Annotated in this window: 17 protein-coding genes; 14 read left to right on the top strand and 3 right to left on the bottom strand. The window is 68.3% G+C overall.

Features of this window, described 5'->3' with window-relative positions; all coding sequences use genetic code 11:
* Positions 1 to 94 precede the first annotated feature (94 nt).
* Genes VS93_RS30170 through VS93_RS30880 form a run of 4 tightly spaced genes read left to right on the top strand, consistent with a single transcriptional unit; the run spans position 95 to position 7120 of the window.
* On the top strand, positions 95 to 508 hold the full coding sequence (locus VS93_RS30170; RefSeq protein ID WP_201776524.1) for a hypothetical protein: 414 nt from the start codon (positions 95 to 97) through the stop codon (positions 506 to 508).
* A gap of 44 nt (positions 509 to 552) precedes the next feature.
* On the top strand, positions 553 to 2952 hold the full coding sequence (locus VS93_RS02285; RefSeq protein ID WP_201776523.1) for a helicase-related protein: 2400 nt from the start codon (positions 553 to 555) through the stop codon (positions 2950 to 2952).
* Positions 2953 to 2981: 29 nt separating this feature from the next.
* Positions 2982 to 6947 carry an Eco57I restriction-modification methylase domain-containing protein gene (locus VS93_RS02280; RefSeq protein ID WP_236700287.1) on the top strand — a complete coding sequence of 1322 codons (3966 nt, stop codon included), beginning with the start codon at positions 2982 to 2984 and terminating at the stop codon, positions 6945 to 6947.
* Complete coding sequence (locus tag VS93_RS30880) at positions 6926 to 7120, top strand: hypothetical protein (protein WP_046468357.1); 195 nt, start codon at positions 6926 to 6928, stop codon at positions 7118 to 7120. The genes VS93_RS02280 and VS93_RS30880 overlap by 22 nt, the downstream gene beginning before the upstream one ends.
* Here the strand turns inward: VS93_RS30880 and VS93_RS27540 are convergent.
* A complete protein-coding gene (locus VS93_RS27540) occupies positions 7095 to 7271 on the bottom strand; it encodes a DUF397 domain-containing protein (RefSeq protein WP_394298780.1) in 177 nt (58 codons plus the stop codon). The two genes, VS93_RS30880 and VS93_RS27540, sit on opposite strands and share 26 nt — an antisense overlap.
* A 20-nt stretch (positions 7272 to 7291) precedes the next feature.
* Positions 7292 to 8146 carry a helix-turn-helix domain-containing protein gene (locus VS93_RS02270; protein ID WP_046468356.1) on the bottom strand — a complete coding sequence of 285 codons (855 nt, stop codon included), beginning with the start codon at positions 8144 to 8146 and terminating at the stop codon, positions 7292 to 7294.
* Between the two features lie 140 nt (positions 8147 to 8286).
* Between VS93_RS02270 and VS93_RS02265 the strand changes: the two genes are divergently transcribed.
* From VS93_RS02265 to VS93_RS02235, 8 genes are all read left to right on the top strand, one after another.
* On the top strand, positions 8287 to 8637 hold the full coding sequence (locus VS93_RS02265; protein WP_236700286.1) for a hypothetical protein: 351 nt from the start codon (positions 8287 to 8289) through the stop codon (positions 8635 to 8637).
* A complete protein-coding gene (locus tag VS93_RS02260) occupies positions 8637 to 9116 on the top strand; it encodes an ATP-binding protein (protein ID WP_046468355.1) in 480 nt (159 codons plus the stop codon). Before VS93_RS02265 ends, VS93_RS02260 begins: the two co-directional genes overlap by 1 nt.
* Before the next feature lie 241 nt (positions 9117 to 9357).
* The gene (locus VS93_RS26590) at positions 9358 to 11193 is read left to right on the top strand and encodes a DUF6292 family protein (RefSeq protein WP_236700285.1); all 1836 of its coding nucleotides are present in this window, start codon (positions 9358 to 9360) and stop codon (positions 11191 to 11193) included.
* 171 nt (positions 11194 to 11364) lie between these two features.
* Positions 11365 to 13038: a competence protein CoiA family protein gene (locus VS93_RS02250; RefSeq protein ID WP_046468354.1), complete on the top strand. Its 1674-nt coding sequence runs from the start codon at positions 11365 to 11367 to the stop codon at positions 13036 to 13038.
* 138 nt (positions 13039 to 13176) lie between these two features.
* Positions 13177 to 15285, top strand: coding sequence for an McrB family protein (locus tag VS93_RS02245; RefSeq protein WP_052745460.1), 2109 nt, complete (start codon positions 13177 to 13179; stop codon positions 15283 to 15285).
* The gene (locus tag VS93_RS02240; protein WP_046468353.1) at positions 15282 to 16505 is read left to right on the top strand and encodes an McrC family protein; all 1224 of its coding nucleotides are present in this window, start codon (positions 15282 to 15284) and stop codon (positions 16503 to 16505) included. The genes VS93_RS02245 and VS93_RS02240 overlap by 4 nt, the downstream gene beginning before the upstream one ends.
* 210 nt (positions 16506 to 16715) lie before the next feature.
* The gene (locus tag VS93_RS30875; protein ID WP_236700284.1) at positions 16716 to 17264 is read left to right on the top strand and encodes a hypothetical protein; all 549 of its coding nucleotides are present in this window, start codon (positions 16716 to 16718) and stop codon (positions 17262 to 17264) included.
* On the top strand, positions 17243 to 18811 hold the full coding sequence (locus VS93_RS02235) for a UvrD-helicase domain-containing protein (RefSeq protein ID WP_236700283.1): 1569 nt from the start codon (positions 17243 to 17245) through the stop codon (positions 18809 to 18811). The genes VS93_RS30875 and VS93_RS02235 overlap by 22 nt, the downstream gene beginning before the upstream one ends.
* A 503-nt stretch (positions 18812 to 19314) precedes the next feature.
* On the opposite strand, the gene VS93_RS02230 is transcribed toward VS93_RS02235, so the two are convergent.
* Entirely contained in the window at positions 19315 to 20304 is a 990-nt protein-coding gene (locus VS93_RS02230) for a helix-turn-helix transcriptional regulator (RefSeq protein WP_046468352.1), read from the bottom strand.
* A gap of 62 nt (positions 20305 to 20366) precedes the next feature.
* Here VS93_RS02230 and VS93_RS02225 point away from each other — a divergent pair, with 62 nt between their 5' ends.
* Together VS93_RS02225 and VS93_RS02220 are read left to right on the top strand one after the other, a co-directional pair.
* Complete coding sequence (locus VS93_RS02225) at positions 20367 to 20954, top strand: DinB family protein (protein WP_046468351.1); 588 nt, start codon at positions 20367 to 20369, stop codon at positions 20952 to 20954.
* On the top strand, positions 20951 to 21412 hold the full coding sequence (locus VS93_RS02220; RefSeq protein ID WP_046468350.1) for a VOC family protein: 462 nt from the start codon (positions 20951 to 20953) through the stop codon (positions 21410 to 21412). The genes VS93_RS02225 and VS93_RS02220 overlap by 4 nt, the downstream gene beginning before the upstream one ends.
* Positions 21413 to 21709: the final 297 nt, after the last annotated feature.

Below are 21709 nucleotides of genomic sequence, written 5' to 3'. Positions count from 1 at the left end.
CTCGTGTCGGAGGAAGTCCTTAGGGTTGTTCCACACCCCTGATCAACGACCGCGAGGTAGACTCCGTGACCCATCCTTCGGGAGGTGGCGCCCTGTGAGCACCACCGCCACCGCCACGACGTTCGAGCCCGGTTCCCTGGTGCGCGGCCGCGGCCGCGAATGGGTGGTGCTGCCGCCCTCCGACGACACGTTCGTCGTGGCCCGGCCGCTCAACGGCGACGACGCCTACACCGCTCTCCTCTTCCCCTCCGAGGTGGAGCCGGCCGATTTCCCGCGCCCCTCCACCCGCCCCGAGCACATCGGCGACCACGTTTCCGCGGGGCTGCTGCGCACCGCCATGCGCGTCGGGTTCACCTCCACGGCCGGGCCGTTCCGAGCGCTCGGGTCGATCGGGGTGGAACCGCGCCAGTACCAGTTCGTTCCGCTGCTCATGGCGCTGCGGATGGAAACCGTGCGGATGCTGATCGCCGACGACGTCGGTATCGGCAAGACCGTCGAGGCCGGCTGATCGCCAAGGAACTACTGGAGCGCGGCGAGGCGCGCGGCCTGACGGTGCTGTGCTCGCCCGCCCTCGCCGAGCAGTGGCAGGCCGAGCTGCGCGACAAGTTCGGCATCGAGGCGCAACTGGTGCTGCCGTCCACGGTGCGCCGCCTGGAGCGTCCGCTGCGCACCGACCAGTCGCTGTTCGAGGTGTATCCGTACACGATCGTCTCCACCGACTTCATCAAGGCCGAGCACCGCCGCGCCCAGTTCCTGCGCAGTTGTCCCGACCTGGTCATCGTCGACGAGGCGCACACCTGCGTCAGTGCCTCGGGCACCGGCCAGCGCCAGCACCGCCACGAGCTCCTCAAGGGCGTGGCCAAGGACGCCTCCCGCCACCTGCTGCTGGTCACCGCCACTCCGCACAGCGGCAAGGAGGACGCCTTTCGCGACCTGATCGGCCTGCTCAAGCCGGAACTCGCCGAGGTGGACTTCACCAGCCGCAAGGGCCGCGACCTGCTGGCCCGGCACTTCGTCCAGCGCCGCCGCAACGACATCCGCCGCTACATCGGCGAGGACACCCCCTTCCCCAAGGACCGCGAGACCCGGGACGCCGACTACGAGATGAGCCCGGCCTACGCCGAGTTCAACGCCGACATCCTCACCTACGCCCGCGAGAGTGTGCGGGGCTCCCGCGGCAGCGGGGTGCAGCAGCGGGTGCGCTGGTGGTCGGCGCTGGCGCTGCTGCGCTCGGTCGCCTCCTCTCCCGCCGCCGCGGCCGCCACCCTGCGCGCCCGCTCGGCCGCCACCCACGCCGAGAGCGAGAGCGAGGCCGATGATCTGGCGCGCTCGACCGTGCTGGACCTCGCCGACGACGAGGCCATGGAGGGTGTGGACGCCACCCCGGGCGCCGACGCCGACGAGGAGACGCTCTCCGCCAAGGAGAAGCGCCGACTCGCCGACCTGGCCAAGCGCGCCGAGACCCTGCGCGGCCCGCAACACGACACCAAGCTGAAACTGGTCGTCAAGACGGTCAAGGACCTCCTCGCCGACGGCTACGACCCGATCGTGTTCTGCCGCTACATCCCCACCGCCCACTACGTGGCCGAGGAGCTGCGCAATGCGCTGAAGAAGAACCACGCCGTGGCGCCGGTCACCGGGGAGCTTCCCCCGGCCGAACGGGTCGCCCGCATCGAGGAGCTCACCGGCGCGGAGGGCCGCCACGTGCTGGTGGCCACCGACTGCCTGTCCGAAGGCGTGAACCTGCAGGAGCACTTCCGCGCGGTGGTCCACTACGACCTGGCGTGGAACCCCACCCGCCACGAGCAGCGCGAGGGCCGGGTGGACCGGTTCGGCCAGCGGGCCGACCGGGTGCGCGCCGTCACCCTCTACGGCATCGACAACGGCATCGACGGCCTGGTGCTCGACGTGCTGATCAGGAAGCACCGCACCATCGCCGCGCAGACCGGCGTGGCGGTGCCCGTGCCCAGCTCCAGCGACTCGGTGCTGCAGGCCCTGGTCGAGGGGGTACTCATCCGAGGGCAGCAGGCCGACCAGCTCGAACTCGACCTCGGCATCACCCGGGCCCGCGAGAGACTGGACCGCGAGTGGGAGCTGCTATCGGAGAAGGAGTCCAAGCGGATCACGAAGTTCGCCCAGTCCGGCATGGACCTCTCCGACGTCGAGGAGGAGTTGGCACGTCTGGCGCCGGCGGCGCGCGACGCGCTGGGCCGCCCCGGTGACATCGCCGCGTTCGTCCGCGACTCCCTGGCCGCCCTCGGCGCCCCCGCCGCCCTCGGCGACGAGGTGCTCACGGTCACCCCGCATCCGCTGCCGCCGGGGGCGCGCGCCGCACTGGACGTACCGGACGACGCCAAGAAGGACCTGGTGTTCCGCCGCGACCTGCCCGCGGGCCCGCGTGAACACGTGCTGCTGCGCACTGACCCCGCCGTACGGGCGCTGGCCCGCTATGTCCTGGAGGCGGCGCTGGATCCCAAACCGGAGACGGTGCCGGTCGCCAAGCGCCTGGGCGTCACCCGCAGCTCCCGGGTGGCCATCCGCACCGTGCTGCTGCTGGTGCGCTACCGGTTCTTGCTCACCCTGCCCGGCCGCGGCACCCCCCGCACCACGGTGGTCGAGGAGGCCCGGGTCACGGGCTACCGGCCCGGCGAAGGCGGTGAACGGGAATGGCTGGGCGAGGACGAGGTCGCCGATTTGCTGGCGTCGTCCCCGGACGGCAACCTGCTGCCCGAACAGGTGGCCAAGCAGGCCCGGCGCGCCGTCGACGAACTCGACACCGTGCAGCCCGACCTGGATGCGCTGGGCGCCGACCTCGCTGAGGAACTGCGCCAAGCCCACCACAACGTCCGCAGGTCCGCCGAGGCCCGCGTGCGCGGGCTGAAGCTCGTCCCCCACGACCGCGCCGACGTGCTCGGCGCCTACGTCTACCTTCCGGCCGGAGGCGCGCAGTGAACACGGCAGGTACGAGTACGGCGAGCACCGTGAGCACCCAGCGGTACTCGGCTGTCCGCGTGGTGGGGTCGCTGCTGACCGCCGACCTGATCGGCCGGATCGGTGCGGGCGATCCCGACCTGAAGGGCCTGCGGCCCGAGGACTACGGCATGACTTCCGGACGCCGTTTGGGGGAGGCCGCCAGCCGGCGTTGGGACGAACTGCTGGGCGCCTACCAGGCGTTTCAAAAGCGCCTGGCGAATGCGGGGCCGGACGAGTCCGCCGTCTCCCTGACCCGCAACCGCTGGCTGCTGCCACTGTTCGACGCTCTCAGTTTCGGCCGGCTCCAGCACCAGCGTGCCAACCTGGACGCCGGCGGCCGCGCGTTCCCCGTCAGCCACGTGTGGGGCAGCGTGCCCATACACCTGGTGGCCTGGGGGCGCGACCTGGACAAGAAACGCGGTGGCAACGGCGGCTCCGGCGGTGACCGCGCCCCGCAGTCGATGCTGCAGGAGTTCCTCAACGCCAGCGACCACCACCTGTGGGGCATCGTCAGCAACGGCCAGAAGCTGCGCATCCTGAGGGACGCGGCGTCGCTGTCGGAGGCGGCGTTCATCGAGTTCGACCTGGAGTCGATCTTCGAGGGCGAGCTGTACTCCGACTTCGTGCTGCTGTTCGCGCTGGCCCACGCCTCCCGGTTCGAGCCGCACACGCCGGAGGGCGCCGAGGAGGAGGGCGCCGCATCGGTCACGCCGAGTGCGGCGGACTGCTGGCTGGAGAAGTGGCGCACCGAGGGCGACCGGACCGGCGTCCGGTTCCGCGACAAGCTCCGCGACGGCCTGAAAGCGGCCCTGGAGGAGCTGGGCACCGGGTTCCTGGAGGACAATCCGCATCTGCGGGAGAAACTGCGCACGGGCGAGGTGTCCCGCTACGACCTGCGCAACGAGCTGCTGCGGCTGGCCTACCAGGTGCTGTTCCTGTTCGTCGCCGAGGACAAGGGGGCGCTGCTCGACCCCAAGGCGTTCATGGACGACGAGACCAGGAAAACGGCGACGCCCGAGCAGATCGAAGAGGCGAAGCGGAAACAGCGGGCCGCGGAGGTCCGCTACCGCACCTACTTCTCCACCGATCGGCTGCGCCGGATCGCGTCGGAACGGTTGGGTGACCGGCACGATGACCTGTGGCGCACCCTGGTCATCGTGCTGGACGCGCTGGGCGCAGACGAGGGCCGCCCGGAGCTGGCGCTGCCGCCGCTGGGCGGGCTGTACTTCACCGCCGGGGCGCTGGAGGAGAGCGGCGAGGACGGTGACGCGGGGACGGCCCGGCCGGAGCTGCTGCGCGACCCGCGGGTGACACTGGCCAACCGGCGGCTGCTCGCGGCGGTGCGCCACCTCACCCGGGTGAAGGACGACGGCGGCCGCTGGCAGCGGGTGGACTACCAGCACCTGGACGCCGAGGAGCTGGGCTCCATCTACGAGTCCCTGCTGGAGCTCATTCCCTACCCGGATTCCACCAACAAGGTGTTCGAGCTGAAGGAGGCGGCTGGTAACGACCGCAAGACCACCGGCTCCTACTACACGCCGAGTCCCCTGGTGGAGACGCTGCTGGACAGCGCCCTGGACCCGGTGATCCGGGAGTACGCCAAGAGCGGGGTCCCGGCCGACCTGCTCAAGATCACCGTGTGCGACCCGGCCTGCGGTTCGGGGCACTTCCTGGTGGCGGCGGCCCGGCGGATCGCGCGGGCCTACGCGGTGCTGGAGGCCGGGGACGAGGAACCCACCCCGGACGCGATCACCAAGGCCATGCCCGACGTGGTGCGCAACTGCGTCTACGGCGTGGATCTGAACCCGCTGGCCGTGGAGCTGACCAAAGTGTCGCTGTGGCTGGCCTCCCTGGAGCCCGGAAAGCCCCTGGCGTTCCTGGACCCGCACATCAAGGTCGGCAACGCCCTGCTGGGGACCACGCCGAAGCTGCTGAAGGACGGACTTCCGGACGGGGCATTCAAAGCGCTGGAGGGGGACGACCAGAAGTTCGTCGGGGTACTGAGGAAGCAGAACCGGAAGGAACGCGAGACCGGGCAGGCCAGCCTGCTCACGGCCGGTGAAGGCTTCACCAGCAACGTGAAGCTCGCCGAAGCCGCCCGCAAGGTCAACCAGACCACCAGGCCCGGCCTGGCCGGCATCCGCGAGCAGGCCCGGCGGCTGCGCGAACTCGACCAGTCCCCGGAGAAACGACAGAAAGAGCGAGCGGCCGACGCCTGGTGCGCCGCATTCGTGTGGCCCAAGCGCCCCGACGCCCCCGCCGCCATCACCAACGCCACCCTGTGGGGACTCCGGGACGGCACGGGCTCACTGTCGAAAGAGCAGGAGAAACAGCTCACCGACCTGGACCGCCGCTACCAGTTCTTCCACTGGCACCTGGAGTTCCCCGAAGTCTTCCCCGGCATCGACGACGAGCGGGGCGACTACAACCCGGAAACCGGATGGCAAGGCGGATTCACCTGCGTACTGGGGAACCCGCCGTGGGAGCGGGTGAAACTCCAGGAGAAGGAGTTCTTCGCCTCGCGGGATCCGGAGATCGCCAATGCCCCGAACAAGGCAAAACGCGAAGCACTCATCAAGACCCTGGGCGACAGCGAGGAGGGCGCGTTCCTGCTGCGCGAGTTCCACGAGGCCAAGCTCCGCAGCGACGGCGAAGCCCGGTTCCTGCGCGAATCAGGACGCTACCCGCTCACCGGTGTTGGGACAGTAAACACCTACGCTGTCTTCACCGAGCACGGCAAAGAGCTACTGCACCCGCGCAGCAGACTCGGCATCATCGTCCCGACCGGAATCGTCACCGACTCGACCACGCAACGGTTCTTCAAGGACATCGTGCAGCGGCGGGTACTGGCGACAGTCTACGACTTCGAGAACCGAAAAAAGGTCTTCGCGGACGTCGACAGCAGGATGAAGTTCACCCTGCTGACCATCGCCGGGCGCGGGATCACCATCGAGCGGGCCGACTTCGCATTCTTCCTGCACGACACCGGTGAACTCAGCAACGTCGACAAACGGTTCAGGCTCAGCGCGGAAGAAATCCTCAAGCTCAACCCGAACACTGGAACCTGCCCAATCTTCCGCTCCCGCCAAGACGCGAATATCACGCTACGCATCTACGAAAACGCGACAATTCTTTTGGAGCGCGGAAAGCGGGACGGAAATCCGTGGGACCTTGACTTGGGACGCATGTTCCACATGTCCGACGACTCCCACCTCTTTCACACCCGCGAGGACCTGGAAGCCGGAGGTTGGCGACTAGAGGGCAACGTCTTCGTCAAGGGCGAGAAGCGCATGCTTCCGCTGTACGAGGCGAAGATGGTCGGAATGTACGACCATCGAGCAGCGGATATTGTGCGTAGCAAAACAGCGCGAAATCGACAGAATCAGCCACAGTACATAGATACGCACGAGCATCGAGACGCTCACCGCCCAGCCTACTCTCTTTCATGGGTACCTGAAGAAGAAGTGGCGAGCAACTTTGGGCAGTGGCTCACTGGTTTCTGCGACGTCACCAGCGCCACCAATGAACGAACGGTGATCGCAGCCGCCATACCTAGATCCGCAGTAGGCCACACTTTCCTACTCTTCGACTGCACCTACCGTCATATATTGCTCGCAGGATTTAATTCCTTTGTCTTTGATTATACGGCACGCCAGAAAGTTGCTGGCCTCCACTTGGCTTTCAGTCATGTAAGGCAGCTCCCTTTTCCGAAACCTGGAGTTTTTCAGTCCCCCACCTCATGGGAAATAAGTAAAACTTATCTATCATGCTCACTCCCCGCGTCCTCGAACTCACTTACACCGTGTGGGACATGGAGTCCTTCGCTCGGGATCTCGGCGATTCGGGCCCGCCCTTCGTGTGGGATGAGGAGCGCCGGTTCCTGCTGCGCTGCGAGTTGGACGCGGCGTTCTTCCACCTGTACGGGATCGAGCGGGACGACGTGGAGCACATCATGGACACGTTCCCGATCGTGAAGAAGAAGGACCTCCAGACGCACGGCGCCTACCTCACCAAGGACACGATTCTGGAGATCTACGACGCGATGGCGAAGGCCGTCGAAACCGGGGAGCCGTACCGGACCGTCCTGGATCCGCTTCCCGGTGAGGGCCCTCGCCATCCGGTCAGTTCTCGAACTCCTCCCGCCTGAGGTCGGCGACGAACGCCCGCCACTCAGCAGCGGGGAAGGTTAGTGCGGCGGCACCGGGAGACTTGGAGTCGCGGACAGCAGTGGCGTTGCTGAGGTCCGCGACCTCGACACAGTTATCAGAATCCCCGCTGTAGCTACTCTTCCGCCACACTCGCTTATCAAACACTGTTCTCACTCTTCTAAGAAGTCGATGACCTCGTTGATGAACTTTAGAGATCGAGCGGGGCTCAACGCGGCACCCTGAGCCCCGGCAAACATGGAGTTGAATCGCTCCAGTTCAAAGTCTTCCTCCATATAGAGACTGGATGTCGGGGTGTCCACGTAGGCGATGCTCTGATCAAGCGGGTTCGAAAAGTCCATGATGACAAAGCTGCCAACGGTAGCTGTGTGCGCCCCCTCGGAAAACGGCAACACCTGGATATCGACGTTGTGCCGAGCGGCCATGTGAGTGACATGGCGTAGCTGCGTACTCATGACTTCCGCCGATCCCACCAGGCGCCGTAGCGCGGCTTCGTCGATCACTGCCCGATAGGCAGGTGGGTCCACCCTGTTGAGAATGTGCTGCCGCTCCATGCGTGCGGTGACTCGTTGGGCGATCTCCTTTTCAGACCGCACTTGGTTGGCCCGAAAGATCTCTTCGGCGTACTCCGGCGTCTGGAGCAGACCTGGTATGACCTGGGACTCGTACGCGCGAATCGCTGAAGCCTCGGTCTCGAAGTCGGGCAGCGCCCCCTGAAAGACATCGCGGTACTTCGCCCACCATCCTCGCTGCTTGGCAAGACGGGCGCACTCATGCAAAGAGGCACGGATCTCGCTGTCCTTCACGTCATAGAAGTCCAGGAGAGCGTCAAGGTCCGCAGGACCGACCGTCCTCTTGAAGCCGGTCTCGATCTTGGAGACCTTTGTCTGCGCCCAGCCCAGTTCCTTAGCTACCTGACCAGTCGTCTTACCGCTTTGCTCGCGGTACCGGCGTAGCTGAGCGGACAGCCTACGACGGCGGACACTCGGGCTGTGGCTGCGTTGCATGCGTCGCAGTGTAGACCTCCCCAATTTTTTTGGAATAATTCCAATACTAGCTTGACGAGTGGAACTATCCCACTCATCATATGAGTCTGGCAACACAGCCCAGCTCACAAATCCTGGACGGAATCGTGGGAGGTTTCCTCATGCCCACTCACATCACTCATCGCGGTGAACCACCAACCCGCGGTGATGAGAGGTTTCAGTTCCTCACCTCTCTCGCCGCTGCTGTCCGGTCGCGGGGTGGGACCGCTCTCCTCGCGCTGGCAAGCACTGCCCACCCGGTCCTCTACGTGCGCTGTCGGGGCCGCGTCATCGCGGTGGTCCTGGTGCGGGGGATCACCGGCGGGTGGTGGTTCGTCTGGGGCAGGACGGCGGCCGTTCCCGCTTCGCGGGTGGCGGTGGCCGCGGATCGGCTCGCCGGGCCGCAGTGGTCGGGGCGGCGGCGGTCCAACCTGGTCGCTGAGCGGCGCGCTGGGCTGAAGGGGGTGGCGTGATGGGGGCCGGATCCGGTCTCGGGCGGCTCACCGCCGTGTCGGGGTTCTACGAGCTTCCCGGTGACGCCGCGTTCTGCCCGGTCGCGCGGAGGGTGGTGCGGGCGGCGCTCGCGGACCACACGCGGATCGTGGACGACGCCGAACTCGTCGTCTCCGAACTGTTCGGCAACGCCTGCCGGCACACCCGCAGCGGCGAGGGCGGCACGCTGGGGGTCAGTGTCAGCGCCTTGGTCACCGGCCTGGTCGTGGTATCGGTGGCCGACCAGGGCCCCAGGTCCACCGACACCACCGCTCGCCGCGAGCGCGTTCCCCGGATCATGCCCCCGGATCCGCTCGCCGTGGGGTGGCGGGGCCTGCGCCTGGTCGCCGAGGTGGCCGACGACTGGGGCTACGACCCCAACGACGACGGCGGCCTCACCGTGTGGGCCGTCTTCGAGTCCCCCGCGTTCTCCTTCCCGACCCAGCGGTTCCGGGGCTGAGCCGCCCCACTCCACCATCCCCACCCGGTCCGGGCGAGCTTCCCACGCTCCGGCGTCGCCCCGCTCGCCGACCACAAAATCCCGTACTGGAGGGGGCCGTCGTACCCTGGTTCGGCGTGCCCCTGGGCCGCACCGCCCGTGCCCCTTCCGCTTTTGCCGCACGCACGGCGCCATGCTGGAATTTCCTCTCACGTAGCGGCGGCGGACAATACTCCACGGCGTGGAGCATCGGAAGGCAGGCATGCGGCAGTACGGTGAAAACACGGGTTCCCCCAGCGAACCCAGTGACCACACCCCCTATATCCAGGCGGTTTATGCTGCGGCGGCCCGCCACGGCCTCCAGGTCGAACCGCCGTCGTTCGGCTGGGTTCCATCGCGCCACGCGGAAATCAGTCTCCGTTCACCCGGCCGCGAAGAAAATTCACAGCAGCAACCATCGGCTCGGCTGCGATGGGACGAGACGCAGGGCTGGCGATTCACCGTGACCAGCCATACCGGGCAAGACACGGTACTGCGCCGCTATCCCGGCGTGGTCCCCGAGCCGCACATGGTCGCGGCATGGGCGAAGGCCAGCCATAAGACGTTCCGACCCACCCAGGAACCTGCTCAGACCACCCTGGATGACCTCTTCTGGGAAACCCCGGACGAGCCGCTTCCCTCGGCCGAGGTCGACACCATGCTGGCAGCCTACGGAAACCAAGAACCCGGCCTCGACCACCTGTCCGCGGCGGTTTGGGCGTCGGTAGCCAAGCAGTCACCGCCCCCCAAAGAGGTCACGGTCGCTGTCACCAGCCTCACCGAGATCATGCAGGACCATCTGATGGAAAGCCGGTCATGCACCGGAGGTGAGTTCTCCATCCCACGCGGAACCTGGAAGCGCGGGCGTCACCTCTGTGTCTTCCTGGACACGAGTTCCAGCCCGCCCCGGAGCACCATCGGTGGTCTGGGGATCGCGGAGACCAGCGGCAGGGCTGGGGATTTCGAGAAACGGCTTGATGTGTGCGAGTTCCTCCCAGCGGCGAGGCGCATCTCGGTGGCAGACCTCAAGGAGCGGCTCGGACAGTTTCGCGACGGGCTGGACAGAAACGGCACGCTCCCCGAGGTACGGGGCCGCGAGCTCCTGAAAGCGCTCGCGGCGGCCTCTTCGGATCTCGCTGAGCACATAGACCACCTGACTCGCCTGCTCGACGTCGAGCCTCCCACGAGTGCGGACCGGTCGGTGCGCCCGTACGAGCGGGACGCGGTCGGGGTGCTGTTCGAGGCCTTCGACATCGACCGGGAGATCCTGAAGGACTGGCGCCCATCCGCGAACGGGGCGAACTTCGTCCACGGGCTCTCCGGTCGGGATCTCGCCCCACACGAAAGCTGGCACATCGCTCACGACCAGTCCACGTTCTTGGGCTGGTTCCGGGAACACACCGAGAACCTGGCGTGGGGCCTGTTCCGCAACCGCTACAAGACTCGGACGCTTCTCGTGGCCAACGTGGACCGGACCGGTGTGGAGACCAACCTGGGCGTGGACCTCGTCTACTACAACCCCCACCAGGGCAGCTTCGTACTGATCCAGTACAAGAAGATGGAGGAAACACAGGGCGGCTACCTTGTCAGCCGCGTAGACGAACACTTCCTGGGCCAGCTGGACCGCATGCGCAAGGCGGACAGGAACTACCGGGACAGCGCTTCCGGGCACCCCGACCTGCGGCTCGTGGACACCCCGTGTTTCGTCAAACTCTGCAGGCCCGAGACCCGGATACCCAACTCCAGCGAGCTCGTCCCGGGCATGTACCTCACCCGCGAGCATTTCGAGACCGTGCACGCGAGCCCGGGTGCACGGGGCCCATACGGCGGTGCCAGAGTGGGGGAGTCCACGGCGCAGCGGTACCTGACCAACACCGAGTTCGCCTCGCTGCTGTCGAACGGATGGCTTGGTACCCGAGGCACTGGGACGGACAAACTGGCCGCCGAACTGCGGCTATCCCTTGAGCAGGACCGCTCGGTGGTATTCGGAGTGCATTTGGATGGCCAGCCGCTGACGAACCTCAGCAGCGGAGAAACACGCTACTCCGCCCTCCGATAGTCCTCACGAGCAGGGCCGAAGGCATCCATACCGACCGCGGTGAAATTCCCTATCACGGGAAGCGGCGGTGGAAAACACGTCACGGCGGCGATCCGGTACGGTCGGCGGCCGGAATCGGCCAACAATGGCCGCTCTCTCCCGCCCGTTGAAACGCCGTGATTACGGTGGACCATGGCGCGTCGGGAAACACATCCGGAGGACGACCACCGCCTGGTCCAGACCGCCGTCGTGGGCCGTCCCCGATCCGAGGTGCCCGTCAGCCTGCCGATGGACGAGTCCGGCGCCCAGTCGTTCCGCCTACGCAACAAAGACCGGACATTCTGGTGCGGAACGCTGCTCGGCGGATGCGGCGGCCGGCTCAGCGACAAGATCTACCGGGAGAAGGTCTGTCACTTCGCCCACCACCCCTCCTCCAACGGGTGCACCCGCCGCCACGGCGGAGTCGACAGCGCCGACCACCTCTACGCGAGCAGGAAAGTTAACCGCTGGCTCCAACAGCAGGGCTGGGACGAGCGCCCCGCCCGTTACGAAGGGGAGTTCGCCGCGGGCGGCACCTGCGTCCGGGTGCTCCTCGGCGAGGCCGATGGCCTGCCCCCGATCTGCGTCGAGTTCTCCCGGAACCTGGACGCGTACCTGAAGCGGCTCCTGCACGCCGGAGAGATCAACCGGCTCGACTGGCTCGTCAAGGAAAACCCGCCTCTCACGGGCGAGCTGATCGACCGCAACGGCTACGCACTGCGCATCCGGTTCAAGGACGAGGATCTGGGACGCGGATTCGAGGTCGGCACGATGACCGGGGACCTGCGAGTCCGCTGGAACGACCTGTCCGAATGTTCCTTCACCCGCGAGGGGATCCGCACGCCGGTCCTGAAGGAGCGGCGGCTGCTGCGCCTGACCCCAGCCAAGCCCAAGCCCCCAGCGGAGGACACCCCGGAACGGCTGCGCCGCCTCGTCCGCGACGCGCTGGACAACGCGGATTCGCAGGCGGCGGGCCGCGCCATCGACGCCATCGCCCGGCAGATGTCGAACCTCCCAGGCGACGCGCAGAAGGAGTTCCGCGCCAAGCTGATCGACCTGCAGAAGGTCAAGGACCAGTCCGCACCGCGCATGGTGGCCGAACGCCTGCTGAAGGAGTGGCACGCGGCCACAAAGGCGGGACAGTCCAAACACGCGCAGCAGCTCAGGCGTGAACTGCGGGCGCTCATCACCGAACCCGGAAACGGACTCACTCCCGAACAGCGGCGCAGGATCTTCTCCGACCTGGATTCCATCGCCCGGAGAGTGGGCGGGGACGGCCACATGACCGCCTCCCGGCTCCGAACCGGGACCGTGCCCGTGGGCGAGCGCGTAGACATCGCCGTCCACGAACTGAAGATGGCCGTTCTGAACGGCGACCGGGCACGGATCGCCCGCTGCCGAGAGCAGGCGCTCGCGCTGCGCAAAGAGACGGACGCCGGAATCACCGCAGCACACCGGAAAAAGCTGGACAGGGCCCTGGCCAAGACACCGAAGACCGCGCAGCAGCCCTCCCCCGGACAGAAGAAGCGGAATGCCTCCTCCACCGGACACCCCAACGCTTCCACCCGGGCCGAAGCCCCGGACCGCGGCCCGCACGAGGAGCCCGCCCCCGACTCCGCGGCACCGGATTCCTCCTCCGGCATGGACGAAACCCTGCGTGCCCGCAGCGAGGAGATCCGCCGCCAGCTGCGCCGTGAGGGCCGCACCCCGGCGCCTCCCTCAGCGGGTGCTGCGCGGGAAACCGGCGAAGGGTCCTCGGACGCAACGGCCGATGCCGGAACCTTGCGGCGCCTCGCGGCAAAGATCAACTCCCGACGCTTACGGTGAAACACCGTGCGAGCCGAGGATCGCACGACCGCCGTGCGCCTTCTCCGCTTCCGTGACATAGCTGTCGTCCCTCTCGGGCACCATGGGGTTCCCCGCTCGTTTTTTACGCCCGCCTCCGGCTGTCCTAGGAGAGTCCCGATGCCCCCCACCCAGCGGATCGACAACGCCATTGCCCGCACAGCGGTCGAGGTCCTGGCGGACCTGCCCGAGGGGGAAGGGATGCACAAGGACGCCCTGTGGGAACGCGTCAAAGAGCGCCACCCCTCCGTGGAGGACGACTGGGCCGCTCAGGGACGTGCCACGAGTGGCCCGCTCACCTTCCTGCAATGGCGTTCCTCCGGGATGGTCAACGTCGGCTGGCTGCGCAAGGACGGCAACGGCACCTGGTGCGTCACCGGCGCCGGGCGGGCGTCCCTCCACAGCCACCCCGACCCGGACTCCTGGTCCAGCGAACTTCACCGGCTCTACCAGACCTGGTATGGGAAACGGAGCAGATTCGAGCTGGCCGAGAGTCTCCTCTCCGCACTGCCGGAGGGGACCTGGGTGCAAGCGGACGAACTCGCCTCCCAGGTGGAGGTTCCCGCCGAACTCCTGGCACAACGGTTGTACGCCATCCGCCCCGAAGGCTGGCACCGCCTGCTCAACGAGAACGGGGCGCCGCCCGAAAGCGCGCACCCCACCTCGGACGAACGCGCCCTCGCCGACAGCCTGCTCGAAACCGACGGTGTCACCGGCCCCAACGGCCGCGCGGTTCCCCATCGGCGCCTCACCAAAGCCGACCTGGCCCAGCACCTGACCGACACGACCGCCGAAGCCGGCACCGAGGACACGACCAAGCGCCGCGCCTGGCTGGTGCGCGGGTCCAGCGTCCAGGGCACGAACCTGGTCCGGTCCCTGTGGCTGCCGCAGGGGGTGTGTTCGCTGCCGGCCTCCCGGCTCCGGGAGGTTCCCCGCGGAAGCGCCCGAGAAGAAATCGCCGCCGCGGTCGACGACGCATACGCCCACGCCGGCGCCGCCGAACGCGACAAACTCACCCGGGAATACCACGCCTTCCTCACACGGATGCGCCCCGGCGACATCGTGCTGACCAACGACGGAGCCTCGATCTACATCGGCGTCATCGACGGGCCGCCCGACTACACCGCCAGCACCGGCGGTCGGGCCAACCTGCAGAGGGCGGTGACCTGGCACAAGACCGACGATCCGCTCGACTACACCGACGACCTCCCCGAGGAGGCGTCGAACCGGTTGACCAACCCCGACGCCGTCGTCATCGACCTCACCGAGTTCGTCGGCGACCTGGAAAAACTGCTGGGCGTGGAACCCGAGCAGCCGGTCACCGAACGCGCCTTCTCCCTGCCTGACGCCGACGCCGAGCTCGCCGAGGCACTCCTGTTCGACCAGGACTGGGTGCAGGAATGCATCGACCTGCTGCGGGACCAGCCGCAGCTGATCTTCTACGGCCCGCCCGGCACCGGAAAGACCTACGTCGCCCAAGAACTGGCCAGGCACCTCACCGGCGGCAAACCGGAGAACGTACAGCTCGTCCAGTTCCACCCCGCCTACTCCTACGAGGACTTCTTCGAGGGCTACCGGCCCCGGCCGGTCTCCGACGGGCAGGGCGCGACCTTCGAACTCACCCACGGGCCGCTGCGTATACTCGCCGATGCCGCCCGCAAACACCCCGGCGAGCCCTTCGTGCTGATCATCGACGAGATCAACCGCGGCAACCTGGCCAAGATATTCGGCGAGCTGTACTTCCTACTGGAGTACCGCGGTAAGTCGGTGAACCTGCTCTACGGCTCCGACAACGGTCTCGGCTTCACCCTGCCGAAGAACATCGTCATCCTCGCGACGATGAACACGGCCGACCGTTCCATCGCGCTCGTCGACGCGGCCATGCGCCGCCGCTTCTGGTTCCTGGAACTGCACCCCAGCATCGGACCCGCAGACGCCGTCCTGGGACGGTGGCTGGCCCGGCACGGTCTACCCGACGACGCGGCACGACTGCTGACCGAGCTCAACAACCGGATCGACGACCGCGACTTCCGCATCGGCCCCTCCTACCTGATGCGCAAGGCCGTCCACTCCCATCCGCGCGGCCTCGAACGGGTGTGGCGCCACCAGATCCTCCCTCTCCTGGAGGAGCACCACTACGGTGACGGGGTCGACGTCGAGGAGCTGTACGGCCTGGCGGCGCTGCGCGCGCAACTCGGCCTGGACGGCGGAACGGCGCCGCAGGCATGACCCGGATCGAACTGGTCGAGTACGTTCCCCTGCCCGGTGTGCGGGTGAGCCCCGGGCAGGCCGCCGCCCTGGCGGCGTGCGAACTGGTGTCGATGCGGCCCGACTCGGGAGGCTCCTGGACGCTCACCGCCGACAGGGGCCTGGTCGGCGCCGTCCACGTGGGCCACAAGGACGCCTCCGTCGAGCTGCGAGTCGCACCGAAACTCCCGATCCGGCGACTGTTCTTCCTGCTCGGCTACGCCCAGCACGGACTCCACTGGCACCGCCACCCCGTCGACTCCCACGAGCACACCGATCTGCTGCCGGCGATCGCCTCGGCGTTCGCCCGCATGGCCGACCGCGCGCTCACCCGTGGAGTACTGCTGGGCTACCGCACCGTTGAGGAGGCGCTGCCGGTGGTCCGCGGCCGCCTTCGCGAATCCGAGCAGATCCGGCGGCGATTCGGCGCCCTGCTGCCGGTCGAGGTCGTCTACGACGACTACACCCCCGATACACCGGAGAACCGAATCCTGCTCGCAGCGGCCCGCCGGCTGCTGCGCCTGCCCCGACTGGACGGCACCGCCCGGGCCCTGCTGCACCGGGTGGTGCACCGGTTGGACGGCGTCACCGCTCTGGTCGCCGGTCAGCCGCTGCCCGAATGGCGGGCGAGCCGCCTCAACGCGCGCTACCGGGCACCGCTGGGTCTGGCCGAACTCGTGCTGCGCGGCGGTTCCTATGAGCTGGACCAAGCGCGCACCCTACGCGCTGAGGGGCTGGTGCTGCGCATGTGGCAGGTCTACGAGGACTTCCTGACCCGGGCGCTGACCGATGCCCTGCACCCCTACGGCGGCCACTGCGCCTCCCAGGACACCCGGCACCACCTCGACCGCGCACGAGCCATGCCGTTGCGCCCCGACCTGCTCTACTACCGGCAGAGCCCCGACGGCCGACCGATGCCGGCGGCCGTCGCCGACGCCAAGTACAAAACCGCCAGAACCGGCGGCACCGACTCCGACGTCTACCAGATGCTGGCCTACTGCACAGCGCTGGACCTAGCGGAGGGGCACCTGATCTACGCGTCCGGACCCGAGGCCGGGCCACGCGCACACCACATCAACGGCGGGACTCGGATCGCCGTCCACCAGCACGTCCTCGACCTGGACCGCGCGCCCGGGGAGGTGCTGGCGCAGATCGCGCACATCGCCGAGCGCATGCGCGACGGCGCAGTGCAGCGGGCATAGCCGCGCCGGGTCTCGAACCGAAAAGGCGGACCGAACCCCGCGGTGTCCGCGGAACCGAACGTCGCGCTCGGCGCCCTACCGTGGGACGGGCGATTTCGACGTTTCGACAGCAATACGACGCACGCACTGGTGGACTACCACCGCGTCCCCGTCAACAGCCGCATTGAACGGGGGGCGAGAACCTTCAGCCCCCACGCAGAGAGGACCCCCATGCCTCAGCTCGCGATCGACAAGGACTTCCTGAGCCGGTACGCGAAGCTGGACAAACGGGTGCAGAAGGCTGTCGACGAGGCGCTCCAGAAGTTCGCGGAGGTGTACTACGCCGGCGGTCACCTGGAGAAGGTCACCGACGCGCGTGATCCGCGGGCGTGCACGCTGCGGATCACGCTGGGCTACCGGGGCGTGGTGCTCGCCCCTGAATCCGGGGATACCTACCTGCTGGTCACTGTTCTGCCCCACGATGAGGCCTACGCCTACATCCGCAGTAAGCGGTTCTCGGTCAACCAGGCACTGGGGGTGCTGGAGGTCCGGGACGAGACAGCGTTGGAAAGCCTCACCCCCGCCCTGGAGGAACTCGCCGGAGCCGAGTCCGCGCGGCTGTTCAACCGGGTTTCCGATACCGACCTGGTGCGGCTGGGCGTCGACGCGGACTCGTTGCCGATCGTGCGGCTGCTGACGTCGGAGGCACACCTGGAGGCGATGGCGAAGATGCTTCCGGGCGGCCAGTACGACGCCTGGTGGCCCTTGCGTCAGGGATGACGCCGGAGGAGGCGTGGGCCGAGGTCGCCAAGAACCTGGTGGAGGAGGTCGCCCCCGACCGGATCGACCCCGACGACCTCACCACGGCGATCCGGCGCACCCCCGGGCAGGCCGTGTTCGTGGAGGGACCGGAGAACCTGCGGGACATGCTGGAGGCGGCGTTCGACCTGTGGCGGGTGTTCCTGCACCCGCAGCAGCGCAAGATCGCCTACCGGTCCGGCTTCAACGGCCCCGCGATGGTCACCGGCGGCGCGGGCACCGGGAAGACGGTCACCGCGGTGCACCGGGTGGCGCACCTTGCCTCCCGCTACGACTCCGGTCCGCCGCAGATCCTGCTGACGACATTCACCAGGACCCTTGACGCGGCGCTGCGCTCCCAGGTCGAGCTGCTCATCTCCGAACCGGCGCAGCGGGAGCGCGTGGACGTGCGCAACCTTGACAAGGTCGCCCACGAGGTGGTCACGACGGAGCGCGGAACAGCCCCGGGATTCCCGCGTTCCCGGGACCTCGAACGGCTCTGGGACGAGGCCGGCGCGGACAGTGGGTTCTCCGGCGCGTTCCTGCTGGCCGAATGGGAGCAGGTGATTCTCGCCCAGGGGCTGCGCACCGAACGGGCCTACCTGCAGGCCCGGCGGCGCGGGCGTGGCAGCCGGCTCAGCACTGATCAGAGGCGCGCCGTCTGGCGCGTCGTGCTGGCCGCCACCGAGCAGATGGTCCAGGCCAACCAGTGGACGTTCACCCAGGTGGCGGCGGAGGCCGCCGACATCCTGGAGCGCACCGGCGACCGCCCCTATGCTCACGTGGTCGTCGACGAGGCCCAGGACCTGAACCCGGCGAAGTGGCGGCTGATCCGTGCGCTGGCCGCCGAGGGCGCCGACGACCTTTTCATCGCGGGCGACCCGCACCAGCGCATCTACGACCACCGGGTCTCGCTGGCTTCGCTCGGCATCAACGTGCGCGGACGCAGCCGCAGACTGTCCGTCAGCTACCGCAGCACCCAGGAGATCCTGTCCTGGGCGGTCCAGATTCTCGGGACGGCGCCCGCCACGGGCCTGGACGACCTGGAGGACAGCCTCGACACCTACAGTTCACCCCTGCACGGCCGCCGCCCCACCGTGCGTGGCTTCACCGACCGCGCCGCCGAGCTCGACGCCTTGGTGGAGCAGGTCGAGGAGTGGCTGACCCACGGTGTCGAAGCCGATTCCATCGGAATCGCCGGACGCACCCGCAAGGTCACCGAAGCGGTGACCGAGCGGCTGGCGGAAGCCGCCATCGACTGCGGCGCACTCGCCACGGGCCCCGGGGTGCGCGTGGGCACCATGCACGCGATGAAAGGACTAGAGTTCCGGTGCGCGGCGGTGGTGGGCGTCGACGCCGACCTCGTTCCCAATGGGTCCCGGGTCGCCGACCACACGGAGGACCCCGTCGAACACGACCACAATCTCCAGCGCGAACGCAACCTGCTATTCGTCTCCTGCACCCGGGCGCGTGACGCCCTCTACCTCTCCCACAGCGGGGCCCCCAGCCCGTTCCTGCCGACGAAGTGACGCGGGCAGCGGGGGTGGCGAGAGCGCGGGGGAGAGGCTTTTGTCAACGGCCGTTAGGGCCCTCCGGGCGCGCAGCTCCTTAAGGTCGGGGATGTGGTTGTTCAGCGTTCAGGGACTGACGCCCAGCAGCTCGGCGGCTGGAGGCCGCTGAGTACTCGGGGTTGGGCAGCATGCCGCGGGCCCGGACGGCGGCAATGCCGCCGGTCGTCCCAGAGAACGGCTGTCGGCGGTTGTTGAACCGGCCGGGTCTCTGAAGGGATTTTCATCGGAGCGCAGGCCGCCGGTGTCAGCGGATGGGGATCGTCGCCCCTTTCCGGCTTACTTGGTCTGACCCCTAGATCCTGCGATTGGCCTGCGACTCCTGTAGCTACGGTGAGTCGCCGTGTAGCCCGGCAGCGGGCTGCTACCGCTGTCACCGGACCCGCCCCGGCTGCGGTCGTAGACACCGTCGACAACGCCCGTCCACGCGAACCGCTCTTCCTCGTCGCGCTCCTGGTCGCGGCTCATGACTCTCCCATGTCCGACACAGGCGGGATCGTTGCACCGGCCGACAGCAGCCTTTCCGCCAACGCGCGACAGCGCCTGCCGAGTTCCGGAGGGTCGAGTACCTCGAAGTCGTGCCCCAGCAGGAGCACGTGCATGAGCACGAAGTCGAGGTTCTCGGCGCCGCTGAGCACCTCGCAGAGCTCGCTGCCTCGACGTCGTACCACGGCCGCCGACGCGGGAATCTGCGCGCGCACCGTGTCGGCCGACGCGTGCACGAGGAAGCGCGCCTGGTGTCGGTAGACCCGACTCGCCACCCCCTCCTGGACGTAGGCCGCCGCGTCGGGCGCCGCGCGCGGGCTGAAGCGCCAGGTCCGTGCCGACACATCGCTCATACGGTCGATGCGGAAGCTGCGCCAGTCGTCGCGGTCGAGGTCGTAGGCGAGGAGGTACCAGCGTCGGTCGGAGGCGACCAAGCGGTAGGGCTCGACCCGTCGCCGTCGCACCTCGCTTCCGGACGGGTAGCCGAAGCCGGCCTCGACCTCGTCGCGGCAGGCTCTGGCCAGTGTCATGAGCACCTCGGGGTCGCCCGGAGTGCGGCCTGCTCCGAAGAACTCCACCGAGCCGGACAGCGCCCGCACCTCGTGCCGCAGCCGGGTGGGCAGCACCCGGTCGAGCTTGGTCAGCGCCCGGAGTGCGGCGTCGTCGGCGCCGGCGGCCGCGCCGGCGAGCAGCGAGACCGCGGTGGCGATCGCCTCCTCGTCGTCGAGAAGCAGCGGCGGCAGGTCTTGCCCCGGGCCGAGCCGGTAGCCGCCGCCGACACCCTGGCCGGCTTGCACCGGATAGCCGAGCGTGCGCAGCCGCTCGATATCACGCCGCACCGTGCGCGGCGTGACGCCGAGCCGGCCGGCGAGCTCGGGGCCGGTCCAGACCGAGCGCTGCTGCAGCAGCCCGAGCAGGGTGAGCACCCGCTCCGTCGTGCCCCGCTCGTCACCGCTTGCCCTGTCCATGTCTCCCACCCTGCCAGAGATAGCGGACCGATCCTGTCCGCCAGGGGTGTCAGGGTGGCTCCATGAACGCAGACGAACTCGACTGGAACCGGACGCTGCGCGAGCAGTGGGAGTTCCACTGGAACCATCAACTCCGCGCTCGGCTCGACGGCCTCACCGACGACGAGTACTTCTGGTCGCCGGTGCCGGAGGCCTGGAGCGTGCGGCCCCGCGGCAGCTCGACGGCGCCGGTGCAGGCCGGTGCCGGGGACTTCACCATCGACTACGCCTTCCCCGAACCGGTCCCCGCTCCCTTCACCACGATCGCCTGGCGACTCGGGCACGTCACCGTCGGTGTGCTCGCCGCGCGCAACGCGGCGCACTTCGGCGCGCCGGCGGTGTCGTATGAGACCTGGGAATACGCTGGCAGCGCGGCGACCGCGTTCGACCAGCTCGAGGCCCAGCTCGACGTCTGGCTGGCCGGGGTGCGCGGCCTCGGCGAGGCCGGGCTGCGGGTCCTGGTCGGCGCGAAAGAGCCCTACCCCGACGCGCCCATGGCCGATCTGGTGCTGCACATCCACCGCGAGCTGATCCACCACCTGTCCGAGGTCTGCCTGCTGCGCGACCTCTACCCGCACACGAAACCCGCCACGAACGGAGCAACCCGATGAGCCGCCACATCCAGGTCACCATCGACGCCCACGGCCCGCGGGCACTGTCGTCCTTCTGGCGCGACGTACTGGGCTACGTTCACCCCGGCCCGCCCGGAGTCGACCTGCCCGAGGACGCCGACCCGCTGGCCGCGTGGGACGAATTCCTCGCGCGGGTCGGCGTACCGGAGGAGCAGCGCAACACGAGATCGGCCATCGAGGACCCGGACGGGCCCGGCCCACGGGTGTTCTTCCAGCAGGTGCCGGAGGACAAGGTCGCCAAGAACCGCGTCCACCTCGACGTCCGTGCGGCTCCCGGACTGCAGGGAGAGGAGCGGATGGCGGCGCTGGAGGCCGAATGCGACCGGCTCGTCGCCCTGGGAGCGACGCGGGTACGCCGCCACGAGCCCACTCCCCCGATGAGCGCCGGCCACATCGTGATGACCGACCCCGAGGGCAACGAGTTCTGCCTGGACTGACGCAGCTGTAGTCGCGGCTGCCTCGGCCGGTCTTGCGTCCGAGGCAGCCGACCGTGACGAACCGCTCCAGCAGCGGGCGGGCGCGGATCTGACAGCGGTGCCATTTCGCGGTGCGCCCGGCCCCGTGGTCGGGATCGGCATCGGCGCCCGGTTCCAGGCAGCGCCGCACGTGATCGACCACCGCCTCGGGCGCTTCCCCGGCCGAGGGGAACCGGGCCGTCTTCTGGAAGCACTTCAACGCCACGCAGCCGGCGGACGGCGAGCGTCGGCCACGAGGGAGGCGGGCGGGAAAATGGT

Source organism: Allosalinactinospora lopnorensis (assembly GCF_000981225.1).
Classification (GTDB): domain Bacteria; phylum Actinomycetota; class Actinomycetes; order Streptosporangiales; family Streptosporangiaceae; genus Allosalinactinospora; species Allosalinactinospora lopnorensis.
The sequence above is the reverse complement of the archived record's forward strand: the minus strand, read 5'-3'. Positions and strand labels throughout refer to the sequence as shown.